This is a genomic window from Brevibacterium sanguinis (genome assembly GCF_003315415.1).
Taxonomy (GTDB): domain Bacteria; phylum Actinomycetota; class Actinomycetes; order Actinomycetales; family Brevibacteriaceae; genus Brevibacterium; species Brevibacterium celere_A.
In genome coordinates this window covers 226,097-251,050 of sequence record NZ_QNSB01000006.1, presented here as the reverse complement: position 1 = coordinate 251,050, position 24,954 = coordinate 226,097, and the positions used below count along the sequence as shown (strand labels likewise).

At 68.2% G+C, this 24,954-nt stretch carries 20 protein-coding genes; 14 read left to right on the top strand and 6 right to left on the bottom strand.

Annotation, left to right across the window (positions count from 1 at the left end; translation table 11 throughout):
• Positions 1-11 precede the first annotated feature (11 nt).
• Both DFO65_RS10880 and DFO65_RS10875 read left to right on the top strand, forming a co-directional pair.
• A complete protein-coding gene (locus DFO65_RS10880) occupies positions 12-1,376 on the top strand; it encodes an aldehyde dehydrogenase family protein (RefSeq protein ID WP_113904442.1) in 1,365 nt (454 codons plus the stop codon).
• A 69-nt stretch (positions 1,377-1,445) separates the two neighbouring features.
• A complete protein-coding gene (locus DFO65_RS10875) occupies positions 1,446-2,222 on the top strand; it encodes a 3-oxoacyl-ACP reductase (RefSeq protein ID WP_113904441.1) in 777 nt (258 codons plus the stop codon).
• Positions 2,223-2,235: 13 nt separating this feature from the next.
• On the opposite strand, the gene DFO65_RS10870 is transcribed toward DFO65_RS10875, so the two are convergent.
• Positions 2,236-3,060: a MerR family transcriptional regulator gene (locus tag DFO65_RS10870; protein WP_147233338.1), complete on the bottom strand. Its 825-nt coding sequence runs from the start codon at positions 3,058-3,060 to the stop codon at positions 2,236-2,238.
• Between the two features lie 98 nt (positions 3,061-3,158).
• Here DFO65_RS10870 and DFO65_RS10865 point away from each other — a divergent pair, with 98 nt between their 5' ends.
• Complete coding sequence (locus DFO65_RS10865; protein WP_113904439.1) at positions 3,159-3,941, top strand: type 1 glutamine amidotransferase; 783 nt, start codon at positions 3,159-3,161, stop codon at positions 3,939-3,941.
• Here DFO65_RS10865 and DFO65_RS10860 read toward each other — a convergent pair.
• The 3 genes from DFO65_RS10860 to DFO65_RS10850 all read right to left on the bottom strand — a co-directional run bounded on the left by DFO65_RS10860 (position 3,928) and on the right by DFO65_RS10850 (position 6,574).
• On the bottom strand, positions 3,928-5,664 hold the full coding sequence (locus DFO65_RS10860; RefSeq protein WP_113904438.1) for a SpoIID/LytB domain-containing protein: 1,737 nt from the start codon (positions 5,662-5,664) through the stop codon (positions 3,928-3,930). The two genes, DFO65_RS10865 and DFO65_RS10860, sit on opposite strands and share 14 nt — an antisense overlap.
• Before the next feature lie 98 nt (positions 5,665-5,762).
• The gene (locus DFO65_RS10855; RefSeq protein WP_113904437.1) at positions 5,763-6,266 is read right to left on the bottom strand and encodes an SRPBCC family protein; all 504 of its coding nucleotides are present in this window, start codon (positions 6,264-6,266) and stop codon (positions 5,763-5,765) included.
• The gene (locus DFO65_RS10850) at positions 6,263-6,574 is read right to left on the bottom strand and encodes an ArsR/SmtB family transcription factor (protein ID WP_113904436.1); all 312 of its coding nucleotides are present in this window, start codon (positions 6,572-6,574) and stop codon (positions 6,263-6,265) included. The genes DFO65_RS10855 and DFO65_RS10850 overlap by 4 nt, the downstream gene beginning before the upstream one ends.
• 116 nt (positions 6,575-6,690) lie before the next feature.
• Between DFO65_RS10850 and DFO65_RS10845 the strand changes: the two genes are divergently transcribed.
• Together DFO65_RS10845 and DFO65_RS16965 are read left to right on the top strand one after the other, a co-directional pair.
• The gene (locus DFO65_RS10845) at positions 6,691-7,332 is read left to right on the top strand and encodes a LysE family translocator (protein WP_113904435.1); all 642 of its coding nucleotides are present in this window, start codon (positions 6,691-6,693) and stop codon (positions 7,330-7,332) included.
• A 294-nt stretch (positions 7,333-7,626) separates the two neighbouring features.
• A complete protein-coding gene (locus tag DFO65_RS16965) occupies positions 7,627-8,121 on the top strand; it encodes a hypothetical protein (RefSeq protein WP_147233336.1) in 495 nt (164 codons plus the stop codon).
• Between the two features lie 42 nt (positions 8,122-8,163).
• Here DFO65_RS16965 and DFO65_RS10840 read toward each other — a convergent pair whose 3' ends face one another.
• Positions 8,164-8,820: a GntR family transcriptional regulator gene (locus tag DFO65_RS10840; protein ID WP_181778700.1), complete on the bottom strand. Its 657-nt coding sequence runs from the start codon at positions 8,818-8,820 to the stop codon at positions 8,164-8,166.
• Positions 8,821-9,013: 193 nt separating this feature from the next.
• Here DFO65_RS10840 and DFO65_RS10835 point away from each other — a divergent pair, with 193 nt between their 5' ends.
• The 8 genes from DFO65_RS10835 to DFO65_RS10800 all read left to right on the top strand — a co-directional run bounded on the left by DFO65_RS10835 (position 9,014) and on the right by DFO65_RS10800 (position 21,455).
• Positions 9,014-10,030: a 1-aminocyclopropane-1-carboxylate deaminase gene (locus tag DFO65_RS10835; protein ID WP_113904434.1), complete on the top strand. Its 1,017-nt coding sequence runs from the start codon at positions 9,014-9,016 to the stop codon at positions 10,028-10,030.
• Between the two features lie 41 nt (positions 10,031-10,071).
• A complete protein-coding gene (locus tag DFO65_RS10830) occupies positions 10,072-12,498 on the top strand; it encodes a transketolase-like TK C-terminal-containing protein (RefSeq protein ID WP_113904433.1) in 2,427 nt (808 codons plus the stop codon).
• A 384-nt stretch (positions 12,499-12,882) separates the two neighbouring features.
• Entirely contained in the window at positions 12,883-14,277 is a 1,395-nt protein-coding gene (locus DFO65_RS10825; RefSeq protein ID WP_113904432.1) for an NAD-dependent succinate-semialdehyde dehydrogenase, read from the top strand.
• Between the two features lie 508 nt (positions 14,278-14,785).
• Complete coding sequence (phnA, locus tag DFO65_RS10820) at positions 14,786-16,147, top strand: phosphonoacetate hydrolase (protein ID WP_113904431.1); 1,362 nt, start codon at positions 14,786-14,788, stop codon at positions 16,145-16,147.
• Positions 16,148-16,357: 210 nt separating this feature from the next.
• Positions 16,358-17,752 carry an MFS transporter gene (locus DFO65_RS10815; protein ID WP_113904430.1) on the top strand — a complete coding sequence of 465 codons (1,395 nt, stop codon included), beginning with the start codon at positions 16,358-16,360 and terminating at the stop codon, positions 17,750-17,752.
• A 21-nt stretch (positions 17,753-17,773) separates the two neighbouring features.
• The gene (locus tag DFO65_RS10810; protein ID WP_113904429.1) at positions 17,774-19,261 is read left to right on the top strand and encodes an aldehyde dehydrogenase family protein; all 1,488 of its coding nucleotides are present in this window, start codon (positions 17,774-17,776) and stop codon (positions 19,259-19,261) included.
• Between the two features lie 33 nt (positions 19,262-19,294).
• The gene (locus DFO65_RS10805) at positions 19,295-20,206 is read left to right on the top strand and encodes a LysR family transcriptional regulator (RefSeq protein ID WP_113904428.1); all 912 of its coding nucleotides are present in this window, start codon (positions 19,295-19,297) and stop codon (positions 20,204-20,206) included.
• A gap of 82 nt (positions 20,207-20,288) precedes the next feature.
• A complete protein-coding gene (locus DFO65_RS10800; RefSeq protein ID WP_113904427.1) occupies positions 20,289-21,455 on the top strand; it encodes a TIGR03364 family FAD-dependent oxidoreductase in 1,167 nt (388 codons plus the stop codon).
• 63 nt (positions 21,456-21,518) lie between these two features.
• Here the strand turns inward: DFO65_RS10800 and DFO65_RS10795 are convergent, their stop codons facing one another.
• A complete protein-coding gene (locus DFO65_RS10795) occupies positions 21,519-22,958 on the bottom strand; it encodes an MFS transporter (RefSeq protein ID WP_220151275.1) in 1,440 nt (479 codons plus the stop codon).
• 468 nt (positions 22,959-23,426) lie between these two features.
• Here DFO65_RS10795 and DFO65_RS10790 point away from each other — a divergent pair, with 468 nt between their 5' ends.
• A complete protein-coding gene (locus DFO65_RS10790) occupies positions 23,427-24,938 on the top strand; it encodes a class I adenylate-forming enzyme family protein (RefSeq protein WP_113904425.1) in 1,512 nt (503 codons plus the stop codon).
• Positions 24,939-24,954: the final 16 nt, after the last annotated feature.

Genomic DNA, 24,954 nt, shown 5'->3' with positions numbered 1-24,954 from the left:
AGAGAACTGCGTTGACTGCCTATAGGGTCATCAATCCGGCGACCGAGGAATTCCTCCGCGAGGTCGAGCTCGCCGATGTCGAGACCACCGACCGCGCCATCGCCGCGGCGACGACCGCGTTCGCGACCTGGCGGCACGTGTCCCCCGGGGACCGGGCGCGGCTGATGCGCCGCTTCGCCGACGTCGTCGACGCCCACATCGACGAGCTCGCGGCCCTCGAGGTCGCCAACGCGGGACACACGATCTCGAACGCCACATGGGAGGCGGGCAACGTCCGCGACGTCATCGAGTACTTCGCGGGCGTCCCCGAACGGCTCTTCGGCCGGCAGATCCCGGTCGAGGGCGGAATGAACGTCACCTTCGCCGAGCCGCTCGGCGTCGTCGGGGTCATCGTGCCGTGGAACTTCCCGATGCCGATCGCCGGCTGGGGATTCGCGCCCGCGCTCGCCGCCGGGAACACCGTCGTGCTCAAACCCGCCGAGATCACCCCGCTCACCGCGATCCGCCTCGGCGAGCTCGCCCTCGAGGCCGGGCTGCCCGAGGGAGTCCTCACCGTCATCCCCGGCAAGGGCTCGGTCGTGGGCGAGCGCTTCGTCACCCACCCCGATGTGCGCAAGATCGTCTTCACCGGCTCGACCGAGGTGGGGAAGCGGATCATGGCCGGCTGCGCGGCGCAGGTGAAGAACGTCACCCTGGAGCTCGGCGGGAAGAACGCGAACATCGTCTTCGACGACGCGGACCTCGCCGAGGCGGTCGCCGCGGCACCGGGAGGAGTGTTCGACAACTCCGGTCAGGACTGCTGCTCGCGTTCCCGGCTGCTCGTCCAGCGCGGCATCCACGCGGAGTTCCTCGCCGCGCTCGAAGAGTCCGTGCGCGCCTTCACCTGCGGGGACCCCACCCGGGCCGACACGGACATGGGACCCCTGGTCACCGCCGCCCACCGGGACAAGGTGGCCGGCTACGTCGAGAACGCCGAGGTGGCCTTCACCGGCAGCTGCCCCACCGGTCCCGGGTTCTGGTTCCCGCCCACGGTGATCACCCCCGGGGACCTGCGCCAGGCCGACTTCAACGAGGAGATCTTCGGCCCCGTCGTCTCCGTCGTCCCCTTCGACACGGAGGAGGAGGCCCTGGCGATCGCCAACAACACCGAGTACGGGCTGTCGGGATCGATCTGGACGAACAGCCTCGACCGCGCGGTGCGGGTCTCCCGCGGGATCGAGGCCGGGAACCTGTCCGTCAACTCGCACTCCTCGGTGCGCTACTGGACTCCCTTCGGCGGGTTCAAGCAGTCGGGTCTGGGCCGGGAGCTCGGCCCCGACGCCGTGGCCGCCTTCACCGAGACGAAGAACGTCTTCTTCGCCACCCGCGGGGCCTGATACGCCCGCCCGCCAGGTCCCCGTAGGGCCTGACCACCGACACCACCAGCAACGAGAACTAGGAGAACAATGAGCACTGCAGCGACTCGCCTCAAGGACAAGGTGTGCGTGATCACCGGGGGAGCCTCGGGGATCGGACTGGCCAGCGCGCGCCGCCTCGCCGAGGAAGGAGCCGTCGTCGTCATCGCCGACCTCGACGAGGTCAGGGGGCCCGAGATCGCCGAGGAGCTCGGCGGACTCTTCGTCAGGGTCGACGTCGCCGACGAGGAGGACGTGAAGAACCTCTTCGCCCGGACGGTCGAGCACTACGGCCGGGTCGACGTCGCGTTCAACAACGCCGGCATCAACCCGACCGACGACAGCTCGATCCTCGAGACCGACATCGAGGCCTGGATGCGGGTGCAGACGGTCAACCTCACCTCGGTGTACCTGTGCAGCAAGTACGCGATCGCGCAGATGGTCAAGCAGGGCTCGGGCTCGGTGATCAACACCGCCTCGTTCGTCGCGCTGATGGGGGCGGCGACCTCCCAGATCTCCTACTCCGCGTCCAAGGGCGGAGTCCTGTCGATGAGCCGCGAGCTCGGCGTCGAGTTCGCCAAGCAGGGAATCCGGGTCAACGCCCTGTGCCCGGGACCGGTGAACACCCCTCTGCTGCGGGAGCTCTTCGCCGCCGACCCCGTGCAGGCGCAGCGCAGGCTCGTCCACGTCCCCGGCGGCCGGTTCGGCGAGCCGGAGGAGATCGCCGCGGCGGTGGCGTTCCTCGCCAGTGACGACTCGACCTTCGTCAACGCCACGGCATTCACCGTCGACGGCGGCATCACCTCCGCCTACGTCACCGCGGAGTAGCTCGCGCGGTCACTCAGGCGGGCAGCACCGGCTGCTGGAGTTCGACGACCCAGTCGGATTGCTCGTCGGCACCGTCTGCGTCCTGGAGGTAGATCTCCCGGCACGGTCCGACGAGCGTGTGGCCCTGAGAGATGCACCATGCGGACAGGTGCTGCCAGGCGGTGCCGACGCGGTTCATGGGTCCCTCGTGGACCAGGGTCGCGGCGGTGACTGCCGGCAGTTCGGTGATCGCCGGCCGGTCGGAGGTGCGGCGGCCGGCGACGGAGTTCGCGGACTCCGATGTGCGATAGCCACAGGTGACCTCCGTACCTGCCCCGGTGTCGGTGTAAAGGGCGACGCCGATTCCCGGCGTGCCACCGGCTTCGGCGATCTGCTTCGCCACTCGGCTGAAGAGAGGTCCGATCTCGGAGGTGTCGAAGGGCGGTTCCCCGAGAGTCACCGTGAGTCCGAGGATTCTTTCGGCAGGGAGTTCCTTGATGATGCAATCGAGTTGTGACATGGTCGTCCTTTCGAGCAGTGCCAGCCTGAAGTCGAGTTCGGCCAGCTTGAGTGCGATGTCCGACTGTTCGGCTCGCAGTTGATGTCGACGGAGATGGAGCATCTCGCTCAGTTGAGCGGAATCGAGGTCGGAGTCGAGCATCGTCTCCATCTTTCGCAGGGGGATCCCCAGCGCATTCAAGGCCATGATCCTGTTCAAGCGGGCCAGCTGCTCCACTGAATAGCTGCGGCGGCCGGTGAAGTGGTCGACCTCCTCGGGCAGCAGCAGTCCCAGAGATTCGTAATGCCTGAGCATGCGCACTGAGACCTGTCCCAGCCTGGCAAAATCACCGATCTTCACGATCCGCCCCTCTCGTCGTCACCACCATTCACTCACCTGCCATAGTGTCAGCTGCAAGACCGTTCTCCTCAGGTCGAAGTGTGGGTCATCATGGTTCCATGACCGAACTGCGGATCCTTGTGATCGAACACGAACGAGGCACCGGGCCCGAACGCTTCGGGGACTGGCTGGAAGAGGCCGGTGCGAAGCTGGAGATCTGCCGGCCCCACCTCGCCGAGACGATTCCCGACGAGCTCATCGGCTATGCGGGCCTGATCGTCCTCGGCGGTGCCGCCGGACCCCTCGACGATGCGGACAACCCATGGTTCCCGCAGGTCAGGGACCTGCTCCGGCGTTCAGCGGCGGGGGAGTTCCCGAGTTTCAACATCTGTCTCGGCGGGGAGATGCTCGCCGCGGCCACCTCGGGGGCAATCGTCCGGCGCTCGCGCCCGCAGATCGGGGTCTATCGGCTGCACACCACCTCGGCGGGGCAGACGGATCCGGTGTTCTCGGCCCTCGGCGCAGCGGGATCGACATTCCCGGCGGTCCTCTTCCATCAGGAGGAGATGGAGCTGCCCGCGGACGCAGAGCTGCTCGTCACCGGCTCCGACGCCCCGGTGCAGGCATTCCGTGTGGGCGAGTGCGCGTGGGGCAACCAGTTCCACCCCGAGACCGATGCCGCGCAGATCGCCCGGTGGCTCGGAAGCGATCCGCTGCCGCTGCCGGAGGGGAAGACGCCCGAGTCGATCGCCTCGGAGCTCGCCGAGGCGGACGCCGCTCTCGTCGTCGCCCATCGGAGACTCGCGCACGCCTTCGTCGCCTATCTGCGCTCCCGGTCCGGGACGTCAGCCCGGGAGGCCGCGGGCGACGGGACCGTTCACGAGGAAGTCACTTCACCGTGAACGTCGCGGACCTCAGTCCCAGCGAGCTGCGCAGCTGAACGCCCGTCCGGGTGGCTGTCGCCCCCTTCGTCGAGGTGGCCTTCGCGGTCTTCACGAGCCCCGAGGACGCCCGGGTGAGCTCGATCCGTGCCACATCGCTGAGGCCGAAGGCCTTCGCCATGCTCGACTGGCTCACCGAGACGGTCCAGCTGGCGTAGGGGTTGGCGGCCGCCGCGGTCTTCGAGGCGGCGTCGTCACGGGAGTTGAGGTACGGCACGGACGATCCCCACACATCGGCAGCCGTGTTGGTCTTCCCGCCTGACGAGGAGGAGTACACCGCGTCGATGAGCGCACCGCTGTGGGTGACGACCCGGGCGTTCGTGACCGAGGACCCCGAGAAGCTCGCGGTGGCCCGGACCGCGGAGCGCCAGGGCGCGCTGCCGGAGGCGTTCTCATGGGTCCAGCCGAGGAACCGCTGCGAGCTGACCTCGTCGTAGACATGGCAGCCGCACGCGGACTTGACCGTGCCGAGGTTCCGATACGCATAGGTGCGGGACGCGACGGCCTGGGTGCGCAGCGCCTCCTGCTGCCAGGATGCCGGCATCTCCGCGATGCCCGGAAGGTACTCGGTGTTGACGCGCATGACGCCGAGCACGTTGAGCGCGCTCGCCAGCTGTCGGATCTCGAGCTTCCCGTGCCGGTAGGTGCCCGTCGCTCCGTTCTGGGTCCCGGTCACCGCCACCGTCGTCGCCGAGGTGCCCGACCAGTAGCGCGTGCCCTGCCATTCGACGGTGATCCAGCTCGATTCGCGGGAGGTCCCGCCCACGGTCGCCTTCACCGTGCCCGCCGAGGTGCGCTCGACGGTGATCGCGGAACTCGATTCGAGAACGGACGAGCCGACCCTCACCCGCAGGCGACCCGCGGCGGGAGTGATGGTCACCGACTTCCGTCCGGTCACCAGCTGAACCTTGATCTCCTCATTGGCATGAGCGCTCGTCGAGGTCGCCTTCGCCGGATAGTAGTAGTGCTCGAGGATCTGGGTCGACGACTTCCCCGCCGCGGCCATCCCGCGGGCCCCGTACTGGCTCATCCCCACACCGTGGCCGAAGCCTGACCCGTTGAGGGAGAACGAGGCCGGGGCCGTCGTGATGTGCACGGTCGCGCCGCTCCCGCTGGACCAAGTGATCCAGCCCTTCTGGAAGTTCTGACGGGTCACGGACCCTGACCGATACTCATCGGTCGTCGGGTAGCCGAGCGGTCCGTTCTCCCAGCCGGAGTTCTTCCAGGCGGTGCGGATCGCCCCCCAGGTGCCATGGGCGCCTGTGGCCTTCGTCCAGTGGACCGAGCCGCGCTCGAACGACTGGTAGCACCCGCTCTGGGCGAGTGTGCAGCGTTCCGGACCGGTCGGATACCCGAGCGGCCCGTTCTCCCAGCCCGACCTCGCCCAGGCGGTGCGGATCGCACCCCAGGTCGCCTGCGCACCGGTGGCCCTCGTCCAGTGGATCGTCCCGCCCTCGAACGACTGGTAGCACCCGTTCTGGATGAGCGTGCAGCGTTCCGGGCTCGTCGCCTCCCCGAGCCGTCCCGAGCTGCCGCCGAGCGATCGGTACAGGCTGCCGATCGCGCCGCTCGTCGGGTAGGCGGCGTGGACGGGTGCGGGACCGGCGAGGGCGAGGAGAAGAAGGCAGACGAGCAGGGCCGCCGCCCTGAGGCCGGCCTGCCCCAGAGCGGAGGAGTTGCGCATACTCAAAGGATAGGTCCGGTCAACCCTGTCCAACCTGGGAAGACACCTTGAAACTCAGCGAGCGTCAGCCGTGCGATTCGGCGTGCGATTCGGGCGGTTCACATCGATTCGGTCAGGTCGTCGGATCCCCGCGACCGTGCAGCCGCCTCCATGAGATGCTGCAGGTAGAGGGGCCAGCCTCCCGGTCCGTCGACTCCTTCGCGGATGCCCTCCCAGCCGGGACCGTGACGGTCGAGCCCCCTGTGCTCGAGCGTGACCCTGGTGCGGCTCTCGTCCAATGCCGTGAAGACGACTTCGACTTCGCTGGTCCGGTCGGGGTTGGATTCGAGCTGCCAGCGTGTGTCGAGGTCCCAGGTGATGACGAATCGCACCGGTGGGTCGAACACGAGCACACGCGACCAGTGGAGTTCGGTGCCGTCCTCGAACCGGTCGAAGACCGTGCCGCCGGCGCGTGGTTCGAAGACCGATTCCACGATCGGAGACGACCCGGGATTGTGGCTGTGAGGTTTGATGCTGTCCCACTGCTCATGGAAGAGCGCGAATGCTCTGGCGATGGGGAGGTCGACGTCGATGTCATGGGTGATTGCGGGGGTGATGTTCATCGTGACTGCTCCTCTGCGAGCCGCTTGAAATTGGCGAGGGTGGAGGCCCAGAAACTGTCGAGGTCGTTGCGGATGGGCTTCAACCCCTCCTGATCCACCCGGTAGATGCGCCGGGTGCCCTCACTGTGGACGCTGACCAGCTTGGCCTCGAGCAGCACCTTGAGGTGCTGGGAGACCGCCGGACGGCTGATGGGAAGGTCATCCGCGAGTTCGCGGACAGATCGGGGCCTCTCCGCCAGAGATGCGAAGATCGCTCTTCTGCTCGGATCGCCCAGTGCGGCCCAGCCGTCGGATTGGTAAGTGCCCACGAACGGTAAGTTATCACTTACGGATTGTGCGGTCAAGGGGTGCGTGGCGACCGTGGGCCCCGTTGTAAGTGCGAGACCCGGTTGCCGGTGCCGTGCGCCGGCGGCAGAATCGACGGGTGACGATCACCTCCGCCCTGCTCGGCTTCGCCGCCTTCGCCGTCGTGCTCACCGTCATTCCGGGTCTCGACACGACTCTGGTCCTGCGCAGCTCGATCACGCGCTCGAAGACCTACTCGTTCTCGACGGCCGCCGGCATCCAGCTCGGAACCATCGTGTGGGGAGTCGCGACGGCCACCGGCGCGACCCTCCTCCTTGCCGCCTCCGAGCTCGCCTACCGGATCCTCACGGTCGCCGGTGCCGCCTACCTCGTCGTCATGGGCATCCTCATGCTCGTCAAGGGGTTCACGAAGGCCCAGGAGGACGCCGAGGCGGCTCTTCCGCCCATCCGCGGCAACGCCTGGCGAGGCCTCGGGCTGGGGTTCATGACCAACCTGCTCAACCCGAAGGTCGGCGTCTTCTACCTGGCGACGATCCCGCAGTTCGTCCCCGAGGGCGTCTCACCGCTGCTCATGGGCGTGCTGCTCGCCCTCGTCCACAGCGTCATCGGGATGTCCTGGTTCGTCCTCGTCGTCGTGGGTGGACGGACGCTGTCGAAGAAGCTGAAGTCGGAGAAGTTCGGGCAGTGGATCGACCGGGTCGCCGGGGGAGTCGTCGTCGCCTTCGGCGCCCAGCTGGCCGTCGGCGCCGCGAAGATCTGAGGCGGCCGCCCCTTAGAGATGGCACGATCTATCTTCGTTCGTTAGTTCTATTTAGTCTGATCCAGTTAATTTTCGCGTGGCTACCTAGCACCCCTAGGTAGCCACGCGACCTCCGATCTTTAGACCTTGGACCTGGAACCACGGTGTGGTTTTAAGTGTGAAGAATGAGCTGCCGATTCTGTAGTCCTTGCCCCTGCAGGAACGGCGCCTTGGGCGCGTCCTGTTTGAGACGTACACTCAAGCAACCAGGCTGGCTGAAAAGTATCACTGAACTGTATTTCGAACGGAGTCCCGATGGCAGCGAGTTCTCCTATTAAGGTCTACCAGACTAGTGCTATAATAATTTATGCCGGTCTGACTGTAGTAGCTGGATCAGTGGTGTTGTTCTTTGAGGGTAATGCGAAGAACACTGCGGCCATAATCGGCCTAGTTTCAGCTATTTGTTCTCTTGGCATGATGATGTGGCGAGCTAGATATACTTACAGAGCCGGGCTGTGGGGAAAGAGCCGTAAATACAGCGAAGCGGACCGAGACCAATTCTTTGGTTGGACGGCGGAGGCTTTCGTTCCCGAGCGGACGGCCATCGTCACCGTCACTTTGCTTTTCGTGGCTCAGCTAGTCCTCGACGGAGCTGGAATTGATGCTTCGGCCGGCGAGTCACTTCGCACCTTTCAGGCACTTCTTCTGAACGGGGGGTTGATCGCCGGGTTAATTGCGTCCCCTCACCAACTTCCTAAAACAATCAAGGAGTTCGAATCTTGTGCTGCGCGGGATAAAGGTTGGTGGTAATCCTCCCATATCTACGAGATAACGTGTCACGATGATGCGCTCCTACTTCCGTTCCTCCCAGCCGGTGAGTGCCGACCAGTTCTCCCGGACGAGGGCGACCGCGCGCTCGAGCTCGCCCGCCCGCACCGCCTCGAGGATGTCGACATGCTGCTGGGGCGAGGTCGAGCCGCGGACGGAATCGAAGTGGAGGTACTCGGCACGGCGCAGGGTGGCGGTAACGCCTTCGAGATGATCGCGGATGAGCGGATTGCCGGAGCGCATGAGGGCGACCTCGTGGAAGTCGTCGTCGGCGGAGATCGCGGCGTCGATGTCCGAATCCTGCAGCGCTGCGCTCAGGCGTTCGTTCGCGGCCTCCATCGTCGCGAGGTCCGCAGGCGTGAGCGACTCCACCGCCAGTCGCATGGCCAAGGCGTGCAGCTCCGCCGCGATCTGCCGGGCATGGACGATCGCCTCCGGGTCCTCCTCAGCGACCCGTGTCATCCTCCCGGGCTCGGCGACGACGAGTCCGGCCTGGGCCAGGCGCTGCAGCGCCTCACGGATCGGGGTCCGGGACACCTGCAGCCAGGCTCCCAGCTCGGTGTCGCGCAGCTGCTCGCCCGGAGCCAGCTGGCCGCGGACGATCGCGTCCCGGATCGCCCGATAGACATCGTCGCGCAACAGGGTCCGACTGCGGACGGCCGACGTCGCAGGTATCGGCACTGGCACCACTCTCCCTCGTCGTTCGCAGGCGACGCGGTCGTCGCGTCGCTCGGGCCCCGGGCTCTCAGTCGAAGAACTGTCCTCGGATCCATTGTAGTCCGAGGCGAAATGCAATATATTGCATATTGCGACGGCGATCACGCCCGTGACCTTCGACCGCCCGGCGGTCGACACCATCGACGAAGAGGACGACATGGCAATCACTGATTTCGAGCGCTACCCCCTGACCTTCGGACCGAGCCCCGTGCACGAGCTGAAGCGGCTCAGCGATCACCTCGGCGGGGCCCGGGTGTGGGCCAAGCGGGAGGACGTCAACTCCGGACTCGCCTTCGGCGGCAACAAGACCCGCAAGCTCGAGTACATCGTCCCCGACATCCTCGCCTCCGGGGCGGACACGCTCGTCTCGATCGGCGGCTACCAGTCCAACCACACCCGGCAGGTCGCGGCCGTCGCCGCCCACCTCGGGCTCAAGGCCCGCCTCGTCCAGGAGCGCTGGGTCGACTGGGACGACCCGGTCAACGACAAGGTCGGCAACATCGAGCTCTCCCGGATCATGGGTGCCGATGTCCGACTCGACGACGCCGGCTTCGACATCGGCATCCGCTCGAGCTGGGAGAACGCCATCGCCGAGGTGGAGGCCGCGGGCGGGACTCCCTACCCGATCCCGGCCGGCGCGTCCGAGCACAGGTTCGGCGGACTCGGGTTCGCCAACTGGGCCCATGAGGTCGCCGAGCAGGAGAAGGAGCTCGGCGTCTTCTTCGACACCATCGTCGTCTGCACCGTCACCGGCTCGACCCATGCCGGGATGATCGCGGGATTCGCCGCACTCGAGGAAGCGGGCGGACCGAAGCGCCAGGTCATCGGCATCGATGCCTCCGCCACGCTCGAGAAGACCCGGGACCAGGTGCTGCGGATCGCGCGGAACACGGGCGAGCTCATCGGCCTCGGCCGGGAGATCACCGCCTCCGACGTCGACGTGCGACCCGGCTGGGAGGGACCGGCCTACGGCATCCCCGACGAGACCACGGTCAAGGCGATCCGGACGACCGCCGAGCTCGAGGGCGTCATCCTCGACCCGGTCTACGAGGGCAAGTCGATGGCCGGGCTCCTCGACCTCGTCGGGGACGGCACGATCGCCAAGGACTCCACGGTCCTCTACGCCCACCTCGGCGGCCAGCTGGCACTCAACGCCTACAGCTCGATCTTCTGACACCGACCCACCGACCCCCGGACCGCAGGAACGAGGCACACGTGCAGCACCATTCGACCGACGAGCAGGACGCCCGCGACGAACTCCATCAGTTCGAGACGTCTCTCCAGATCAGCCCGCCGACTCACAATGACCGGCCGCTGCGGGCGTCCTCCTCGCCCGACGAGGCGGTGCTCGACGAGATCGCCCAGCGCGTGCTCTGGCTCGCGACCTCGATCATCGACCGGGCGAACCGGGGCCGGCCGAACAGCGACGGGGTCAAGGTCGGCGGACACCAGTCGTCCTCGGCCTCGATGGTCTCGATCATGACGGCGCTGTGGTTCACCCAGCTGCGAGCGATCGACCGCGTCTCGGTGAAGCCGCACGCCTCCCCGGTGCTCCACGCGATCAACCACCTCCTCGGCGACCTCGACGCGGAGCACCTCGACACCCTGCGCAGCCTCGGCGGGCTCCAGCCGTACCCCTCGCGGACGAAGGACCCCGACACCGTCGACTTCTCGACCGGATCCGTGGGCATCGGGGCCACGGCCCCGGTGTGGGCGGCGCTGGCCCACCGCTACGCGTCCGACCGGTTCCCGGACACGCCGGAGGCCGGCCGGTTCTACTCGCTGCTCGGCGACGCGGAGATGGACGAGGGCGCCGTGTGGGAGGCGATCATCGACCCGGAGGTGCGCCAGCTCGGTGAGATCGTCTGGATCGTCGACCTCAACCGGCAGTCCCTCGACCGGGTCATCCCCGACACGCAGATTGCGCGCCTGCAGGGGATGTTCGCCGCCGCCGGCTGGCAGGTCCTCACCTGTCCGTGGGGGCGCCGGCTCGAGGCCGTCTTCGCCTCACCCGGCGGCCGGGCGCTCGAGGACCGCCTCGTCGGGATGTCGAACCCCGAGTACCAGCGGCTGCTGCGCGCCCATCCCACCGAGGTCCGCGACCGCCTGCTCTCGGGCCTCGCCGAGGCGGACACGGCGGCGCTCGCCTCCGTGCTCGCGGAGTTCGACGACGACTCCCTCGCTTCTCTCGTCCGGGACCTCGGCGGGCATGATCTCGGTCAGCTCGTCGAGACGTTCTCGCACATCGACGACACCCGCCCCACCGTCGTCTTCGCCTACACGATCAAGGGCAAGGGACTCGCGACCGAGGGCCACCCCGGCAATCACGCGGCCCAGCTCACCGAGGCGCAGATGCGCGACCTCGCGGCCGCCTCGGGGATGGACCTCGACGATCCCTGGCAGTCGTTCCCGCCGGACTCCGCCGCGGGCCGGGCGTGCCGGGACACCGCCGAGCGCCTCGCGCGCGAGCGGATCGAGACCCGGCCCGTCGCCGAGGTGCCCGTGGAACTGGGCTTCATTCCCAGGGCGGTGGTCTCCACCCAGGCGGCACTGGGCCGTTTCCTCTCCGACCTCAAGCACGTCGCCCCCGAGGTGGCCGACCGGGTGGTGACCGTGAGCCCGGACGTCGCGACGTCGACGAACCTCGGCGGGTGGATCAACAAGACCGGCGTATGGTCGCCCGCGGGGCGCGAGGACTGGTTCTCCGACGACCGGGAGAGGCTCCTCAAGTGGCACGAGGACTCGCGCGGCCAGCATATCGAGATGGGCATCGCCGAGGTCAACCTCGTGTCCCTGGCCTGCGAGCTGGGGTCCACGGGCGCGCGCTGGGGGCAGCCCCTGCTGCCGATCGCGACCATCTACGACCCCTTCATCAACCGCGCCCTCGAACCCTGGACCTTCGCCCTCTACGCCGGCGGGCGCTCGATCGTCGTCGGCACACCCTCGGGCGTGACACTGGCGCCGGAGGGCGGGGCGCACCAGTCGTTCAACACCCCCTCGGTGACCCTGGAGATCCCGCGGCTGACGAGCTGGGAGCCCGCCTTCGCCCAGGACCTCGAATGGACACTGCTCGAGGCGCTGCGTGAACTTGCCGACCCTGACGGCGACTCCGCGTACTTCCGGCTGACGACACGACCCGTCGCGCAGGAGCTCGCCGCGGTGCCGACCGACCCCCTGCTGCGGGAGCGCAGGCGCGAGCAGGTGATCGCCGGCGGCTACCGTCTCGGCCCGCATCCGGCGAGCGAGGACGAGGTGACGCTGGTGGGAGTGGGCGCGATGATGACCGAGGTCATCGAGGCCGCTGCCGGGCTCGCCGGTCTCGGGGTCCGCGCGGGCGTCGTGTGCCTGAGCTCCCCGTCGAAGATCTTCCGCTCGGTCCAGGAGCGGGGGAGGATCGCTGCGAGCCCGCGCTCGGCCATCGCCGACGAGCTCTTCCCGGCGGCCCATCCGGCGCCCTTGGTCACGGTCCTCGACGGTCATCCGCACACTCTGGCGTTCCTCGCCGGAGTGCGCGGGGACGCGACGCGCAACCTCGGCGTCAGCGACTTCGGACAGGCCTCCTCGGTGGCCGAGGCCCATCGGCTCCACGGCATCGACGCGGCGTCGATCACGGGTGCGGCGCTCGACCTGCTGGGGCGGTGAGCGCCTACCCGGCACCGGGCGGTCGGCGCTGGACCGGAGTGCCCGGCACCGGGGGAGCGGCGTTCTCACCGCGTGGGCCCGGGTCTCGGAACGTGGACTGTACATGTGTATCAAGTTCTCGTCCCTCTCATGCAGATTCAGCAAGCGGTTCCGCAGCATCAGGGCTTGAACTGCACTGAAAGCGCAGGAGACGATGCGAAATCCGTGAGGACTGGTAGAATCTCCGCCAGGGCGACGATGCCCCCTGCGGGGGCGGGACATGCGCCGCTGTTGCCTGGGTCACGGAATTGATAGCGTGTGTCGTAATCGTGCCGGCCCGTCGCCCAGACGGTGCCCTGGCCCGACCCGGATGGACCAGAAGTGTGAGACACCAAGGAGTCTGAAATGAGCAATGTAGGCAGTGCTGCAGGCGGCTACCGCGTCGAGAACCCTGCGACCGGCGAGATCATCGAGCGCTTCGACAACGCCACCGACGAGGAGGTCGGCCAGGTCCTCGACGCCGCGGACAAGGCATTCGCCTCGTGGCGGGAGAAGACCATCGAGGAGCGCGCCGCCATCGTCAACAAGGTCGCCGATCTGTTCGGGGAGCGCAAGCAGGAGCTCGCCGAGATCATCGCCGAGGAGATGGGCAAGCCAATCGCCGAGGGCATCGAGGAGGCCGAATTCTGCGAGGCGATCTTCAACTACTACGCCGACAACGGCCCCGACTTCGCCAAGGACGAGGAGATCAAGACGTTCTCCGGCGGCAAGGCCTTCATCCAGCGCCGGCCGATCGGCCCGCTGCTCGGGATCATGCCGTGGAACTTCCCCTACTACCAGGTCGCACGGTTCGCCGCGCCGAACCTCGTGCTCGGCAACACGATCATCCTCAAGCACGCGGAGATCTGCCCTCGTTCGGCCAGGGCGATCGCCGACATCATGAAGGAAGCGGGCATCCCCGAGGGTGTGTACAACAACATCTTCGCCACGCATGAGCAGATCGAGACGATCATCGCCGATCCTCGCGTGCAGGGCGTCTCGCTCACCGGCTCCGAGCGCGCCGGCTCCGCCGTCGCGGCTCAGGCCGGCAAGCACCTGAAGAAGTGCGTGCTCGAGCTCGGCGGTTCCGACCCCTACATCGTCCTCGACACCGAGAACCTCGAGGAGGCGGTGGAGACCGCGTGGGGCACCCGCATGTACAACACGGGCCAGGCCTGCAACTCCAATAAGCGCATGATCGTCATGGAGGACATCTACGACGACTTCGTCGCGGGACTGACGAAGCGCGCGCAGGAGGCGAAGCCGGGCAAGCCCGAGGAAGCGGGTGAGGGCGTGTACGCTCCGCTCTCGTCGCGCGGTGCCGCCGAGGGTCTGCGCAAGCAGCTCGAGCGCGCCGTCGAGCAGGGCGCCCACCTCGTCGGCGGCGAACTCGCCGATGACGGCACCGCCTACCTCTCCCCGGCCGTCCTCACCGGAGTCACCTCCGAGATGGACGCCTACCGCGAGGAGCTGTTCGGCCCCGTCGCCACCGTGTACAAGGTGAGCAGCGAGGACGAGGCGCTCAAGCTGGCCAATGACACCACCTTCGGCCTCGGCGGCGCCGTGTTCTCCACGGACAAGGCGCGGGCCGAGAAGCTCGCTCAGCAGCTCGAGGTCGGCATGTCCAACGTCAACACCCCTGCGGGTGAGGGCGCGGAGATCCCCTTCGGCGGCACCAAGCGCTCGGGCTTCGGCCGCGAGCTCGGCCCCTACGGCATGGACGAGTTCGTCAACAAGCGCATGTACTACATCGCCGACTGACCTCCGGTCGACCGCCGCTCCGGTCGCGCCGGCGCGGTGACTGCGGGTGCCGTGTGCGGGAAGCAGTTCTCTGCTTCCCGGGCACGGCACCCGCTTGTGCGTCCAGCGGCAACCAGCGGGTCGGCGCTCGGTCCCGCGCCCGCGAATCGTGTGACGTCCGTGCCGCTTCCCGGCAACGTGTGTGACGGTTGTGCCGATTCAGCGTGCGAGGACGGAAAGAAGTGCACACGACTTCCCGAGCGCGGACAGTTCGCGCGCGCGGACAGTTCCCGCGCGCGGACAGTTCCCGCGCGCGGACAGTTCGCGCGCCCGAACAGTTCTCGAGCGCGGACAGTTCGCGCGGGGAGAGTGCCGAAACCATCCTGACCTCGCATTATTCGGATCCGTGATAGCGCTATCAGCGTTTCGGGGCTTCTCCGTCCACGCCGAGGGAGATTGACTGGGTCCGGTAACAGAGAGAGTCCGACGGCGCAGTCCCTGCGCACCTCGGAGTGATGGAGGAGAGTACATGAGCCCGACCCAGTTTTCCGTCAACGACCGCGAGTACGTCGTCGGTTCCGAGCCGGTCGTCGTCATCTGCATCGACGGCAGCGAGCCCGCGTATCACGAGTTGGCGATCGAACACGGCCGGATGCCCTGGCTGAAGCGCACCCTCGAGGGCGACGGCCGGTCGTGGCCGGCCCACTGTGCGATCCCCACCCTGACCAACCCGAACAACATGTCGATCGCGACGGGCTGGCCGCCCGCGGTCCACGGGATCTGCGGCAACTACATCCTCGACCCCGCCTCGGGCGAGGAGGTGCTGATGAACGACCCCAAGTACCTGCGCGCCCCCACCCTCTTCGCCGCCGCGGTCGACGCGGGCCTCGACGTCGCCATCGTCACCGCGAAGGACAAGCTGCGCGCCCTTCTCGCCAGCGGCGTCACCGAGGCGGGCCTCGACCCGGCCGGGTCGGGCGAGATCAGGGAACCGCGGCGCAGGGGGATCTGCTTCTCCGCGCAGAAGGCCGACTCCGCCACCGTCGAGGCGAACGGGATCGGCGACGTCCTCGAGTACGTCGGGATGGATCTGCCGGATGTCTACTCGGCCGAACTCAGCGAGTTCGTCCTCGCCGCCGGCGTGAAGCTGCTCGCCGACCGTCGACCCGACATCATGTACCTCACCCTCACCGACTTCATCCAGCACAAGAACGCCCCGGGCACGCCCGTCGCCGACGACTTCTACGCGATGCTCGACTCCTACGCCGCTCAGCTCGACGAGCTCGGAGCGGTGGTGGCGATCACCGCTGATCACGGAATGAGCCCGAAGCACCAGGAGGACGGCAGCCCGCGCGTCATCTACCTCGAGAGCGAGGTCGACGCGATCCTCGGCATCGGCGAGGGGGAGACCGGCAGCCGTGTCATCCTCCCGATCACCGACCCCTACACCGTCCACCACGGTGCCCTGGGCTCCTTCGCGAACGTCTACCTGCCCGAGGGAGCCGACAGGCAGGCCGTCATCGACGGGCTCACGGGCAAGGAGGGGCTGACGTCGATCCTGCGGTCGGAGGACGCCGCCGAACTCTACTCGATGCCGCTCGACCGGATGGGCGACATCACGGTCCTGTCCGACAAGTACTCGGCGATCGGCCGCTATCCCGAGTGGCACGACCTCGAGAACCTCGACGTGCCGCTGCGGTCGCACGGCGGCCTCGGCGAGCTCGACATCCCCTTCCTCATCAACCGCCCGGTGCCCGCACCGGAGGGCACCGCCTCGCGTGGGCCCGGCGGCGAGGAGGCCCTGCTCCACAACTACGACGCGTTCTGGGTCGCGACGACCCATGTGACCGCCGAGGCGACGGCCGCCTCGGCGCCGGCTCCGGGAGCCTGAGCACCCCCGGACGACCCGCCGGCCCGGGCCCGCCGACCCGATCCGGCCCGTGCCCGGCCCCACTGCGGGGCCGGGCGGCCGGAGCCGGAGCACCCACGCCGGGCACGGCAAGTTCTGCCCCGCACCCTCCCCGGCACCCGATCCATCCCCCTACGTGCTCGACAACGTGAATATCGGCTTCAACGGCATCAGGAGATCGCAATGGCGCGAATGACCAATGATCCAGACCGACAGGTGACCCTCACCGACGTTCCTCCTCCGAACGAGCGCTCGTCAGCGCAGCCCGGAGTCATCACCAACCGGCACGTCCTCATCAAATGGCAGATGCGGATCTTCGCCCTCAGCTGGCTGGCCTACGCGGCGTTCTACTTCCCCCGCAACGCGATCTCGGCGGCGAAGGTCGGCATCCTCGACGAAGGCGTCATCAGCCGCGCCAACCTCGGCTACCTCGACTCGGCCTACCTCGCCGCCTATGCCATCGGGCAGTTCGTCTGGGGTGCCCTGGCCGAGCGCTTCGGGCAGCGGGTGGTCGTCGCCGGGGGCATGCTCTTCGCCGCGATCGCCGCCCTGTTCATGGGCATCATCCCGGCCCTGTGGATGTTCCTGCCCCTGATGATCGTCCAGGGCCTCGCCCAATCGACGGGATGGTCCTCACTGAGCAAGAACATCGCCTCGTTCTTCACCGTCGCCAAGCGCGGTCGGGCGATGGGATTCTTCTCGACCAGCTACGCGTTCGGCGGCCTCGTGGCCGTGCCGGTCATGGGCTGGGTCGCCTACAGCGTCTTCGACTCCTGGCGGTGGGCGTTCTTCACGGGCGCCGCGGTGATGATCGTCGCCCTCGTCCTGTTCCTCATCTTCCAGCGGAACAATCCGCAGGAGGTCGGCCTGCCCGGCATCGACGACGACCCCGCGAAGCTCGACGACACGTACGAGCAGCGGGCGCACCGACCCGCCGGCACCCGCGCACCCGTCCCCGTGGTCAAGGTCCCCAACGAGCGCTTCCGGTTCAGCGACCTGCTCGCCGCCGCCCGGCACGACTCGATGGTGCTCCGGCTGGGAATCGTCTACTTCATGCTCAAACCGGCCCGCTACGCCATCCTCCTCTGGGGACCGGTCATGGTCGTCGACGCCATGCCCGGGGTCGACAAGATCACGGCGATCATGGTTCCGGTCACCTTCGGCGTCGCCGGGGTCGCCGCTCCCGTCCTCATCGGGTGGCTCTCGGACACCCTGTTCAAGGCCCGCCGCGTTCCGCCGAGCGTCATCAGCCTGCTCTGCCTCGTCGTCGCCCTGGCACTGTGGCAGCCGGCCACCTCGCTGGGCTCCATCCCCGTCATCGCGATCCTGCTCGGCCTCGTCGGACTCACCGCCTATGCCGCCGACGCGATGATCTCGGGAATCGCCGCCGTCGACTTCGGCACGAGCAAGTACGCCGCGGGCGCCACCGGCTTCATCAACGGCTGCGGGTCGATCGGAGCGATCCTCGGCGGGCTCCTGCCCGGCCTCATCCCCGGTACCGCGGTGTTCTACATCTTCGCGGCGACGGCACTCGTCGCCGCCCTCATCCTCATCCCGTCCTGGAACCAGCGCCCCACCTCGGCGTGACCTGAGAAAGGCAGAACCATCATGACTGTCCCCACCGACACGCGGCCCACCGTCGACACCTGGTTGGCCGCCCACCTCAGCCGCAACTTCATCGGCGGCGAATGGGTCGCCGCCCACAGCGGGGCGACCTTCCCGAACCGGAACCCGGCCCGACCCGCCGAGGTCATCGCCGAGGTGGCCGACTCCGACATCGACGACGCGCTCGCGGCCGTGGAGGCGGCCCGGCGGGCCCAGGCCGGCTGGGCGGGGCTCGGCAGCATCGAGCGCGGGAAGATCCTCTTCCGCGCCGCCGAGATCATGGACCGCAGGAAGGAGGAGCTGGCGCATGTGATCACCTCCGAGCAGGGGAAGAAGCTCACCGAGGCCCGCTCCGAGGTCGACCGGGCCACCGAGATCCTCCGCTTCATCGCCGGTGAGGGGCGCCGATTGTCCGGGTCGACCCTCCCGGCCGACGAGCCCCGTTCGATGGCGCTGACCTGGCACCGGCCCCTGGGGGTCGTCGCCCTCATCACCCCGTGGAACTTCCCGCTGGCGATCCCCGTGTGGAAGGCCGCCCCGGCCCTCCTGTCCGGGTGCACCGCGGTGATCAAGCCCTCCCCGCTCGCGCCGCTGAGCACGGCCGTGATGGTCGAGATCCTCGCCGAGGCGGGGGTCGCCCCGGGAGCGATCAACCTCCTCCAGGGCGACCGGGAGCCGGGCGAGGCGCTCACTTCGCATCCCGACGTCCGGGGGATCTCCTTCACGGGATCCCTGCCCGTGGGACTGCGGATCCAGAGCGCCGCGGCCCACCGGCTGGCCCGGACCCAGCTCGAGCTCGGCGGCAAGAACGCCGTCATCGTGCTCGCCGACGCCGACCTAGACGCCGCGGCCTCCGCGATCGTCCACGGCGCCTTCGGGCAGGCCGGGCAGCGGTGCAGCGCGACGAGCCGCGTCGTCGTCGAGTCGAGCGTGCGCGAGGACCTGGTGAGCAGGATCGTCGATCGCGTCTCCGACATGGTCGTCGGCGATCCGCTCTCCGCCGACACCGACCTGGGCCCCGTCGTCGACGAGAGCCGGCTGACCGCCTGCGTCGAGGCTGTCGAGGGCGCGATCGCCATCGGCGCCAGGGTGCGCGCGGGCGGACGCCCGATCTCCGACCCCAGCGGCGGGCACTACATGGCCCCGACCGTCCTCACCGAGGTGCCGGCCGATTCCGAGATCGCGACGGAGGAGGTCTTCGGCCCCGTGCTGTCGGTCATCGACGCCGCGGACTTCGACGAGGCGATGGAGATCTCCAACTCCGTGCGCTACGGGATGTCCGGGACGATCTTCACGCAGGACCGCGCGAACATCTTCGACGCCCTCGAGCGGTTCGAGGCCGGGATGCTCCACGTCAACCGACCCGGCGTCGGCGCCTGGCCGCACCTGCCCCACATGGGGGCGAAGCTGTCCCAGTACGGGGCACCCGAGTGCTCGGCGGAGACCTGGGAGTTCTACACGGAGCTGCGCTCGGCGTGCATCGCGTTCTGAGGGCGGGCCGGGGAGACGCGGAGGTCGTGCACAATGGTCATTGTGGGAATGGACCTCAATGTGCTCAGTCTGCGGATCTTCCTGTCCGTGGTCGAGACCGGATCGCTGTCGAAGACGGCGAAGAACCTCTTCGTCTCCCAGCCGTCGGTCTCCGGGCATATCCGCAGCCTCGAGAAGTCCCTCGGCGCCCAGCTGTTCGAGCGCGGCCCCTGGGGTGCCACGCCCACCGAGGCGGGGAAGCTGTTCTCGCAGCGGGCGAAGGAGCTGCTGCACACGCTGTCGGGGATCAACGATGAGATCGCGGCCGCGACGGGGAGCATCGACCGCCGGCTGTCCGTTGCGGGCACGACCACCCTGGGCTCGCATCTGCTCCCCCGCGTCATCGGGGACTTCCTCGGCGGGCGCGACGACGCCCAGGTCGAGATCGTCGTCGGCAACTCCGAGGCCGTCCTCCAGTCGATCCTCGAGGGCAGGACCGGGCTCGGGCTGACGTTCGGCACAGTCGTCGACGACGAGATCGAGGTCACCTCCCTGCTCTCGGAACGGCTGCGCCTCGTCGCCGGCGCCCACCACCCCATGGCCGGGAGGACGGTCGAACCCTGGGAGCTGTCCGGGGAGTGCTTCCTCCTGCGGGAACCGGGCTCCTCGACACGGGAGGGGCAGGAACGGGCGCTGAGCATCTGGGCCCTGCCCGAGGCGAGGAGATGCACCATCTGGACCGCGGAGGCGGCGAAGGAGGCCGCGCGGGCAGGACTCGGCATCACCCTGATCTCCGAGCACGTCGTCGACCGGGACCTCGGGGAGGGACGCCTGGCCGAGATCCGGGTGGTCCCGGAACCCGCCCCCCGCGAGGTCTACCTCCTGAGCACGAGAAGCTACGTCCACAGCCCCCTGGAACGGGAGTTCCGCCGGCACCTCCAGGACCTCGAGTCCTGGCCGACCTGAGCGACGACGATCGACGCCCGCGACGTGCGGGCACCTACTGACAGTCCGTGTCGACGATGACGCGGACGAGGAAAGGACAGACATGACCACTCTGCGAATTGCCGAGGGCAGGCACGAGAAGACCGACGTCCTCGTCATCGGGGCCGGAATCGTCGGACTGGCACACGCCTACGAGGCGCTGCGCCAGGGACTGAGCGTGCGGGTCGTCGAACGCGACCACCGGCCCAACGGGGCCTCGATCCGCAACTTCGGCCACTGCTGCATCACCGGCCAGGGCAGGGACCTCAGCGACATGGCCTTCACCTCCCGCCAGGGCTGGCTCGACTGCGCGCGCGACGTCGGATTCTGGGCCCCCGAGGCCGGTGCCGTCGTGGTCGCCCGCAGCCCGGAGGAGATGGCCGTGGTCGAACAGTTCCGCGACGACCGCGGTGACGACGCGGTCCGCCTCCTCACCTCGGCCGAGGTGGCCGGCAGGCTCGGGCGGGCCGACGACTCCGGGTTCCTCGGCGGGGCCTTCCTGCCGGCGGACCTCAGGGTCGACCCGCGCACCACTGCCGGGGCCATCGCCGAGTGGATCGCCGCGCAGCCGCGCGCCGATGTCCTCTTCGGCGTCAGCGTCGGGGCCGTGGGCGGAGGACGGGCGCTCACCTCGGCGGGGGAGTTCGAGGCCGAGAGGGTCATCGTCTGCGTCGGACACGACCTCGACCACCTCCAGCCCGAGCTCGCTGCCCGCTACGAGGTGACCCGGTGCTCTCTGCAGATGGCCCTGGCCCCGGCCCCGGACTCGTTGACGACGGAGTCGGCGATCCTCACCGGCACCTCACTGACCCGATACGACGGGTTCACGGCGATGCCGGGCCATCGCGAGCTGGCGGAGGCGATCGCCCGGAGCACTCCCGAACTCGTCGAACTCGGCGCGAACATCATGTTCACGATGCGTCCCGACGGGACCGTGCTCCTCGGCGACAGCCACAGCTACGACATCACGATGCCGCCGTTCCAGGAGGAGTGGATCACCGACCGGATCATCGAGGAGATCTCCGGGATCATCGGGGCGCCGCTGCGGATCCGGCAGCGCTGGCAGGGCATCTACGCCTCGAGCCCGCACACATCCCTGCTCATGGAGGACATCGACGAGCACACGCGTGCCGTCTCGGTCACCTCGGGGATCGGCATGACGATGTGCTTCGGCACGGCCGCCCGCACCTTCGAGAGCCGGGGAGCGAGCGTGGCCGCCCCCGCAGTGTGAGGCCCGGGGCACCGGCGACCGGTACCCCGGGCAGGGCGCGAGCCGATCGCCCGCGCCCGGATGTCACGTCCCGGCGGCTGCCGGCTTGGCGGCCCTTCGCTCCTCGGCCGTGGGGATCTGGACGATGGGCCCGAGCACCACGGTGTAGAAGAAGATGCCGATGGCCAGGAGGATGCCGCAGATGATGAACGCGCCGTTGAACCCGCCGGTGATGTCGACGACGAAGCCGGTGACGATCGGCGCCGAGGTGCCGATGAGGTTGTTGACGGTGTTCATCACCGAGCCGGTGGCGCCGACCCCGCCCTCGGGAGCGATGAGGGCGGGCAGCGAGTTCGTCACGCAGAAGGAGATGGTGATCCCGCAGGTGCCCAATGTGATCCAGAACAGGGCCCAGGCGACGTTGTCGGTGAATGCCGCCCCCATGACGGTCATCGCGATGAGCATGCCGGCGATGATGAATGCCTTGCGGACGAATGTGCCGGACTTGCCAAGTCGCATGAGGTGGTCGAGCAGCCAACCGGGGAAGATGAACTCGACCGCCACGGCGATGAGCCACGGCAGGGCGGTGAAGATGCCCGAGGACATGATGTTCATGCCCATCTCGGTCTGGAGGTAGCCGGGCAGCCAGGTGAGCAGCATCCATTGGGTGTAGCCGGCGCAGCCGAGGCCGATCGACATGCCCCAGACCTTGCGCTGCTTGAGGATGTAGCCGAGGTTCGACAGCGGGTTGGGACGCGGGGCGTCCTCGTCCTGGGCGCCGCCCTCACGGATGTAGGTGAGCTCGGTCTCCTTCATCAGGCCCTTGCGGTAGGACTCCTTGGGGTCCCGGTACTTCCAGAAGAAGACGATGACGTAGGTGAGGCTGAGCAGGCCCATCGCGACGAAGGCTCCGCGCCAGCCGAAGGAGACGACGGCGGCGGCGACGAGCGGGAAGCCGATGACGTTCGACAGTCGCTGGCCGGAGTCGAAGACGGCAGTGGCCGTCCCGCGCTCCGAGCGGGGGAACCAGTAGCCGGTCATCTTCATCGCGCCGGGGAAGATCGGCGCCTCGGCGACCCCGAGGACGATGCGGGCGAGGATGAGCAGGCCTGTGCCGCTGATGATCGCGGTGAGGAAGCACGACAGGCTCCACATGATCGTGGCGATCCGGAACACCCATTTGATGCCGATCTTGTCGAGCAGCAGGCCGGCCGGGATCTGCATGAGGACATAGGACCAACCGAAGCTCGAGAGGACGACGCCCATCTCCGCGGCGGAGAGACCGAAGTCCTCCCGGATGTGGCCCTCGGCGACCGCGATCGAGCTGCGATCGATGTAGTTGATGAGGACGCCGAAGAACAGCAGCACCGCGATCCCCCAGCGGAGCTTGCCGATGCCCTTGCGGTTGGGCTTCACTCCCGATTCGGGGACCTCTTGAGAAGTGAACGTGAGTCTGTCGGCGGTGGCGAGTGCCTCGGAGTCGATGGGTTTGCCGGGGTCGTCCGGCTGTGACTGGGTCTCCACGTTGAGTCCTCTCGAATGGACGGCCGTCGAATCTTCCACGATGCGAAAGCCGAGTTTCATCAGCCTTGAGAACGTATATCTCCACTCGAGGTCACGTCAAGAATTGTGCTCGGCGATCTCATGACCGAATCATGACTGACCGGGTGGTAACCGGATCCGAGCGGCGTGCGGGAAATTGCTCGAATTCACGAAAGTGCTCTGACCAGCCGTAACGTTACATTTCGGATTTGCTCCCAGTGAATTCATCAATGGGCGGCATAGATAGTTCTCGTGAGCCGGACAATCGCTGACGGCGCTGCTGAATTTCATTCACCACAGATTCGCTCGATTATGGAGGCGCTCGCCGCGCGGCAGGACATCGATGCGAGGCTGTCGGAGCCGCGCGGTCACTCGTCGTGCTCCCGGGACCGAGTCACGACCCGTCCAGTAGGGTGAGGGTGGGCCGAAGAGAGCGAATGGAGGCGGGCCGTGCCGATCACCGAGTCGATCCTCGAGGTCGCGCAGCGCGACCCCGATCAGCCTGCCATCGTCGGGCCCGAGAATCGTCTGACCTATCGCGAGCTCGTCGCCGACTCCCGGCGCATGTTCGCCGTCGTCTCCGCCCTGCACGCGGCGCAGTCCGAGGCTCCCGCACCTGCCCGGGAGACCGCGGGCATCCCCATCACCGCCGTCAGCCTCGAATCGGCGTTCGACACGGCTCGGATCCTCTCCGGCCTCGCGGGCTTCCGAGCGGTCTCGGCCGCGATCGACCCCCGCTGGCCCCTCGACCACCGGGTCTCGGTCATCGCCCGCACCGGGATCGGCGTCGTCGTCAGCGACTCGGATGACCTCGCCGAGGCGCTCGCCGCCCAGGGCTGGACCGGGACCGTCATCACCCCGGCGGAGTTCCGGCGCCGCGAGGCCGTCGTCGCGGTCGCCGGGACCGAGCACCCGAGCGTGCGCGACGGCGCCGAGCCCTTCCTCATGCTCTTCTCCTCCGGCACGACGAGTGACCCCAAGGCGTTCCTCAAGACGCGCGAGCAGTACCGGGCGAACGTCGCCGTCTCCGCCGCCCACCTCGAGCCGCTTCCCGGTGTCGCCACGCTGGCGCCCGGGCCGATCTCCTACAGCCTCACCCTCTACGCCGTCATCGAATGCCTGGCGACCGGGGGCAGCGTCCATGTCGCCGACTCCTTCGCACCGCTCGAGATGAGCCGGCGGATCCGGGACGAGGGGATCACCCGGGTCGTCGCGGTCCCCGCCGTCGTCCGGGCCCTGGCCGATGCCGCCCGCCGTGAACCCGCACGGTTCTCCGGTCTCGACCTCGTCGTCACGGGCGGGGCGAACCTGCCCGGCAGCATCCGCGACCGCCTCGGCGAGGTGCTGCCCCACACCCGGCTGATCAGCTACTACGGGGCCGCGGAGATCGGATTCATCGGCGACAGTCGTGCCGGGGACGGCACCTGGATCACCGTGTACGACACGATCGACGTCGAGATCCGCGACGAGGACGGCCGGCCCGTGGCCGACGGAGAGCTCGGCACACTGTGGGTGCGCGCCGCGGCCTGCTCGTACGGCTACCTCTCCGCGACGACCGACGCGACGCTCAGGGGTCCCGACGGGTGGGCGACGGTGCACGACCAGGGGCGGATCGAGGACGGGATGCTGCAGCTGGCCGGGCGCGCCGGCGACATCGCGGTCACCGGCGGGCACAAGGTCTCGCTTCCGGAGGTCGAACGTGCCTTCGACGGCTGGGAGCGCCTCGGCGAGGTCTGCGCGGTCTCCCTCGACGACCCGCGGCTGGGCAGCGTCATCGCGCTCGCCGTCGAGGAGGACGTCGTCAAGGAGGACGTCCTCTCCCACGCTCGCGCCCACCTCGCCCCGCAGTTCGTTCCCCGACGCGTCTACCGCCTCGACCGGCTCCCGCGCACGGTGGGCGGGAAGATCCGCCGGGCGGAGACGGTTGAGCTGATCATGCAGGGACGAGGAGAGCGACTGTGAGCGCGACGGAGGCGGC

Coding starts and splice junctions, on each gene's coding strand:
- phnA (WP_113904431.1), top strand. CDS start 14,786: ATGAGCCCGACCCAGTTTTCCGTCAACGACCGCGAGTACGTCGTCGGT.
- DFO65_RS10815 (WP_113904430.1), top strand. CDS start 16,358: ATGACCAATGATCCAGACCGACAGGTGACCCTCACCGACGTTCCTCCT.
- DFO65_RS16965 (WP_147233336.1), top strand. CDS start 7,627: ATGGCAGCGAGTTCTCCTATTAAGGTCTACCAGACTAGTGCTATAATA.
- DFO65_RS10805 (WP_113904428.1), top strand. CDS start 19,295: ATGGTCATTGTGGGAATGGACCTCAATGTGCTCAGTCTGCGGATCTTC.
- DFO65_RS10810 (WP_113904429.1), top strand. CDS start 17,774: ATGACTGTCCCCACCGACACGCGGCCCACCGTCGACACCTGGTTGGCC.
- DFO65_RS10825 (WP_113904432.1), top strand. CDS start 12,883: ATGAGCAATGTAGGCAGTGCTGCAGGCGGCTACCGCGTCGAGAACCCT.
- DFO65_RS10855 (WP_113904437.1), bottom strand. CDS start 6,266: ATGAACATCACCCCCGCAATCACCCATGACATCGACGTCGACCTCCCC.
- DFO65_RS10835 (WP_113904434.1), top strand. CDS start 9,014: ATGGCAATCACTGATTTCGAGCGCTACCCCCTGACCTTCGGACCGAGC.
- DFO65_RS10875 (WP_113904441.1), top strand. CDS start 1,446: ATGAGCACTGCAGCGACTCGCCTCAAGGACAAGGTGTGCGTGATCACC.
- DFO65_RS10860 (WP_113904438.1), bottom strand. CDS start 5,664: ATGCGCAACTCCTCCGCTCTGGGGCAGGCCGGCCTCAGGGCGGCGGCC.
- DFO65_RS10865 (WP_113904439.1), top strand. CDS start 3,159: ATGACCGAACTGCGGATCCTTGTGATCGAACACGAACGAGGCACCGGG.
- DFO65_RS10800 (WP_113904427.1), top strand. CDS start 20,289: ATGACCACTCTGCGAATTGCCGAGGGCAGGCACGAGAAGACCGACGTC.